The 5,278-nt window shown below is 74.1% G+C and carries 2 protein-coding genes and 1 pseudogene; 2 read left to right on the forward strand and 1 reads right to left on the reverse strand.

The genetic code is table 11. From position 1 onward, the window contains the following. Positions 1 to 2,350, reverse strand: a 2,350-nt coding sequence (locus AOK01_RS45910) for an FHA domain-containing protein (RefSeq protein WP_245702607.1), incomplete at its 3' end; no start/stop codon positions are given. A 426-nt stretch (positions 2,351 to 2,776) separates the two neighbouring features. On the opposite strand from AOK01_RS45910, the gene AOK01_RS39210 reads away from it, so the two are divergent. Continuing rightward, entirely contained in the window at positions 2,777 to 4,471 is a 1,695-nt protein-coding gene (locus AOK01_RS39210; protein WP_055520307.1) for a serine/threonine-protein kinase, read from the forward strand. Positions 4,472 to 4,690: 219 nt separating this feature from the next. Then, positions 4,691 to 5,194: pseudogene (locus AOK01_RS39215) on the forward strand (protein kinase domain-containing protein); the annotation flags it as partial. Between the last annotated feature and the right edge of the window lie 84 nt (positions 5,195 to 5,278).

Genomic DNA, 5,278 nt, shown 5'->3' on the forward strand with positions numbered 1-5,278 from the left:
GCGAGGAGGGCGACGCGGCCGGTGTCTCGGCGAGACAGATGACATGTATTCCGACCTGCGGGCCCTCGGCCGCGAGCCGCGACACCGCTTCCCGCACGCCGGCCGACCCGGGGTCCCCGTCCACCACGACGACGGTGCGGGGCCCGGCCCACTCGGTCCGCTCCGGGGCGTCCGCCCGCGCCCCGGAGGCGGCGGGCCGTTGGGCTCCTGCCCGCCCCGCACCGGCCTGAGTGCCGCTGCGGGGGAGTCCCAGGTGCGTGATGTTGTTGTCGCGCGCGCCGGGACGGCCCCCGAACACGGGCGTGGGTGCGGACGCGGACGCGGCGGACGCAGGGGTGCCGCGATCGTGTGTGCCGAGGCCGCCCCGGCCGGGCGTGTACGTACCGGTGGCGGCGTCCCCGGTGTCCGCCGGGTTCCTCGGGCGCGGCGCGAAGGCCCCGCCGTCGTCCGGCGAGCCCTCGCCGAGGCGGGGTCCGTGGCCCCTCTCGGCGGCGCGCCCCGCCTCCGTCAGGTGGTCCTCAAGACGCCGGACCAGCTCCTCCGTACGCGCGGTCGCCTGCTCGCGGTCGTAGGCGAGCAGGAGGCGGCAGTCCTGGCCGTGCGTGGGGCGCAGATGCGGTAGCCAGCCGAGCCACGACCACTCGGCGGTGCGCTCCTCCAGGGAACGCGAGCGGTCCGTGCTGAGGAGGGTGATCTCCAGCGAGTCGGGAGAGTGCAGTGCGGCGAGCTGGGCCACCACCGCGCGGGCGAGCCCCGACAGGCGCTCACGCGGTCCGGCCAGGCCCAGCGACCCGACCTCCCGCAGACCGGCGGTCACCGGGACCGCGGGCAGTCGCCCGGAGCCGTCGGACGTGCTCCGGTCCGCCGTGCCCAGCCGGACCGTGAGCGTTTCCTGGTGTCCCGGTCCGCGCTCCCACAGCCGCGGCCCCGGTCCGAGCGCCGTCAGCAGCAGCGCGGCCGGATCGGGCCACCGCTCGGGCTCGGGCACGCCCAGGGCGACGGGCTCGGCGAACGGCGCCTCGAACGAGTCGTACCTGTCATAGCTGTCGTGGCCGTACCTGTCGAACCTGCCGTCCTCGGACCCGCCGGTCTCGTCGTCGTACCGGTCGTCGCTCCGGGCGCCCGACAGGCGGCGGGCCCACGCGGAGAGCCCGCGCTTGCGCGCACCGCGCGGCAGGGGCGCGGGTGTCCCCCGGAGCGGAGTGCCCTTCCGTTTTCCCTCACCGGGTTCCTGGACGTCCGGACCGTCCTCGGCCGACGACCCCACGGAGTCCGGGTCCGTGCGCTCGACCCGGGGCGCCCCGCCCTGTCCGGGCACCACATGCCGCCCCGCGGGCACGTGCCCCTGCGTCTCCCGGGCCCCGCCCTCGGCGGCACCCCACCCGGCCGTGCCGTAGCCGTGATGCGTCTCGGAGGCCGGCGGCACGCCCCGCGAGCCGGAGTCTTGGGGGTCCCGGGAGCCGGATTCCCGAGAATCTCCGGGAAAGCTCCCGTCCCGCGCGCGGGGCACCCTGGCCCCTTCATAGGCGCCACGGGACCGTGAGTCGGACTCGGTCCCGGAGCCGGTTTCGGCCCCGGCCGCCTGCCGACCCCGTTCCTGCCCCGGCCCCCGTATCCGGCCCTCTCCCTGACCCTGTTCCTGTCGCTGTTCCTGTCCCGCTCCCGAACGGGTGGGACCCGTCGGTGACTGCCGTCGGCCGGTGGCGTCCCCTGTCGTCACCACGCGCACATGACCCTCGCCGTCGGGCGCGGTCTCCCGGATGTCGGCCGGCTCGCCCGCCGGGGCGAGCCGCAGGGCCGACTCGCCCACCCGCAGCAGCGCCCCCGGCCCGAAGCGCACCGGGCGCTCGCCCACGCGCCTGCCGTCCAGCACCGTGCCGTTCGTGGAGCCCAGGTCCACGACCGAGACATGGCCGTCCGCCGCGACCGTCACGGCGCAGTGCAGCCGGGAGACGTCCGGGTCGTCCAGCGGCACGTCGGCGTCGGCGGAGCGGCCGATGTCGATGCGGCCGCCGTGCAGCAGATGCACACCACCGGCGTCGGGCCCGGCGACCACCCGCAGCTGCGCCGCGGCGGGATCGACATCGGGACCGGGCTGCGCGGGGGAGCCCAGGGACAGCACGGCGCCGTCCATCAGAGGCGGCTCGCCCAGCGTGCAGCGCTGTGCGTCGAGCCGCTCCGCCTCCGCGTACAGCACCCCGGGGCCCTCGCCTCCGACCGCCGAGGCGAGGCCGGAGGCCACCGCCGCGAGCGCGGTCCCGGCGGGTGCTGTGACCAGCACGTCGCAGGACGCCGGGCGCCCGTCGGGGCGCGTGCCCAGCGGGTCTACGACGGTCAGCCGGATCTGCATCGCCGTCAGCGGTCCCTTCTGTCGCGGGTGCCCGCGACGAGGCTGTCCCGCGGTCCCCCACCGCAGATTCCCCCACCGCGCACGGGCACGTCGGCCAGTACGGAAAGCATCCTCCCACCTGCCACTGACAACTCGCCCGTCAACCACCGTCAAGTGATCTTGAATGGTCGGCTCTGCCCCCAAAAGTGCCTGACGGATGGCCGGTTGAGATCGATCACGTCGGGGTCGGGCAACCGAACCACCCGAAGCGAGCGTCTTTTCATCGAACGCATACGGGCACACGCCACGTAATGCATGGGTGGGCGGGCCGGGGAAAACCGCGGCACGAGGACAGACCGGTGCCGTGTTCGACGGCATTACAGTGGGTCGGAACCACTCGTACCACGGTGGACGGACCAGACAGGCAAGCAGCAGGGAGCGCATGACGTGCGGCCGGTAGGCAGCAAGTACTTGCTTGAGGAGCCGCTCGGGCGCGGCGCCACGGGCACCGTCTGGCGGGCCAGCCAGCGTGAGAGGGCGGGCGCCGAGGCGGCCGTGCCCGGTCAGCCCGGCGAGACCGTGGCGATCAAGGTCCTCAAGGAGGAGCTCGCAAACGACGCGGACATCGTGATGCGGTTCCTGCGGGAGCGCTCCGTGCTGCTCCGCCTGACCCACCCGAACATCGTGCGCGTACGGGACCTCGTGGTCGAGGGCGATCTGCTGGCTCTGGTCATGGACCTGATCGACGGCCCGGACCTGCACCGCTACCTGCGGGAGAACGGCCCGCTCTCACCGGTCGCCGCGTCCCTGCTCACCGCCCAGGTCGCCGACGCGCTCGCCGCCAGCCACGCCGACGGCGTCGTGCACCGCGACCTGAAGCCGGCGAACGTCCTGATCCAGCAGATCGACGGGCAGATGCACCCGATGCTGACGGACTTCGGCATCGCCCGCCTCGCCGACTCCCCGGGCCTGACCCGCACCCACGAGTTCGTCGGCACGCCCGCGTACGTGGCGCCCGAGTCCGCCGAGGGCCGCCCCCAGACCTCCGCCGTCGACATCTACGGCGCCGGGATCATGCTGTACGAGCTGGTCACCGGGCGTCCGCCGTTCGGTGGCGGCTCGGCCCTCGAAGTCCTCCACCAGCACCTCAGCGCCGAGCCGCGCCGGCCCTCCACGGTCCCCGATCCGCTGTGGACCGTCATAGAGCGCTGCCTGCGCAAGAACCCCGACGAACGGCCCAGCGCCGAGAGCCTGGCCCGCGGCCTGCGTACGGTCGCCGCGGGCATCGGGGTGCACGCGAACTCCGGGCAGATCGCCGCCGCCGAGGCCGTGGGCGTACTCCTCGCCCCCGACCCGGCGCCCGCCGCCGTGCCCGGCGACCCCGGCGCCGCCGACCCCACCCAGGTGCTCCCGCAGGGCGCCGGCTCGTACGACCCGAACGGCGCGACCAGCGTCCTGCCGCACACCGGCGCGGGCGCCGCCGACCCCACCGCCGTACTGCCCCACAGCGGAGCGGCCGACCCGACCGCGGTGATGCCGCCGGTGCCGCCGAACCAGCCCGGGGCGGGCCCCGAGGACCCGCACCCCTGGCAGAACCAGCTGCGCGCGGCCCGCGACCGCAACGAAGCGACGCAGGTGCAGTCGTACGTCGACCCGAACGCCGACCCGCTGCGGCGCCGCCCGCAGCGGCAGGTCGCACGGCCGCAGCAGCAACAACAGCCTCAGCCGCCACCGCAGCAGCAGCCTCAACCGCGCCGGCGGTCCCAGCAGCAGGGCCCGCCGCAGAACCAGCCCGGATACGGCTATCCCCAGAACCAGGGCCAGCCGCCGCAGGGGTACGCCCCTCAGCAGGCTCCCCAGCCCCAGCGGTACGCCCCCGCGCCGCAGCAGCCCCAGCAGCCCGCGCCGCGTCAGCCGCGCGAACCGCGCGAGCCCCGGCAGCGCAGCGCCAACCCGATGAAGATCCCCGGGCTCGGCTGCCTCAAGGGGTGCCTGTTCACGGTCGTCATCCTGTTCGTGGCCGGGTGGCTGGTCTGGGAGCTGAGCCCGCTGCAGGAATGGGTCGGGACGTCCAAGGGCTACTGGGCCCAGCTGTCGGACTGGTTCAGCACGGCATCCGACTGGGCGAAGAGGCTGGGCTGAGGACGAAGACCGTCCCCTCCCCGAATCTCCCGGACCTCCCGAGCACTCGGACCTCCCGAGCACTCGGATCTGCCGAGCATCCGAACCCCTCAAATCCCCGGAACCGCACTGCGGTTCTGGGGATTTGTCGACACCTGGGGGGTGATTTCCGTCGCCGAAGTGAAGGTTGGCGCTCCGTGCGCGTAGCTTTATCGCCAACACGCGCCCGTAGGAGCAGTCTTGGTACGGAAGATCGGCAGCCGGTACACCGCGAACCAGATCCTGGGGCGGGGCAGCGCCGGCACGGTGTGGCTGGGTGAGGGACCCGAGGGGCCCGTCGCCGTCAAGCTGCTGCGCGAGGACCTGGCGTCCGACCAGGAGCTGGTGGGACGTTTCGTGCAGGAGCGGACCGCCCTGCTGGGCCTCGACCATCCGCACGTCGTCGCCGTGCGGGACCTCGTGGTCGACGGCAACGATCTCGCCCTGGTCATGGACCTCGTACGCGGCACGGATCTGCGTACCCGGCTCGACCGGGAGCGGCGGCTCGCGCCCGAGGCGGCCGTCGCGATCGTGGCCGACGTCGCGGACGGGCTCGCCGCGGCGCACGCGGCGGGAGTCGTGCACCGGGACGTGAAACCCGAGAACGTGCTGCTCGACATGCAGGGACCACTGGGCCCCGGCGGTTCGCACCCCGCGCTGCTCACGGACTTCGGCGTCGCCAAGCTCATCGACTCACCGCGGCGGGAGCCCCTCGATGATCTCCGGCGCCAGGTAGTCCGGCGTGCCGATGATCTTCGTCGCGCGGGTCCGCCGCGGTGAGTCGATGAG

Origin of the sequence: Streptomyces aurantiacus (genome assembly GCF_001418335.1) — a bacterium.
Lineage (GTDB): Bacteria > Actinomycetota > Actinomycetes > Streptomycetales > Streptomycetaceae > Streptomyces > Streptomyces aurantiacus.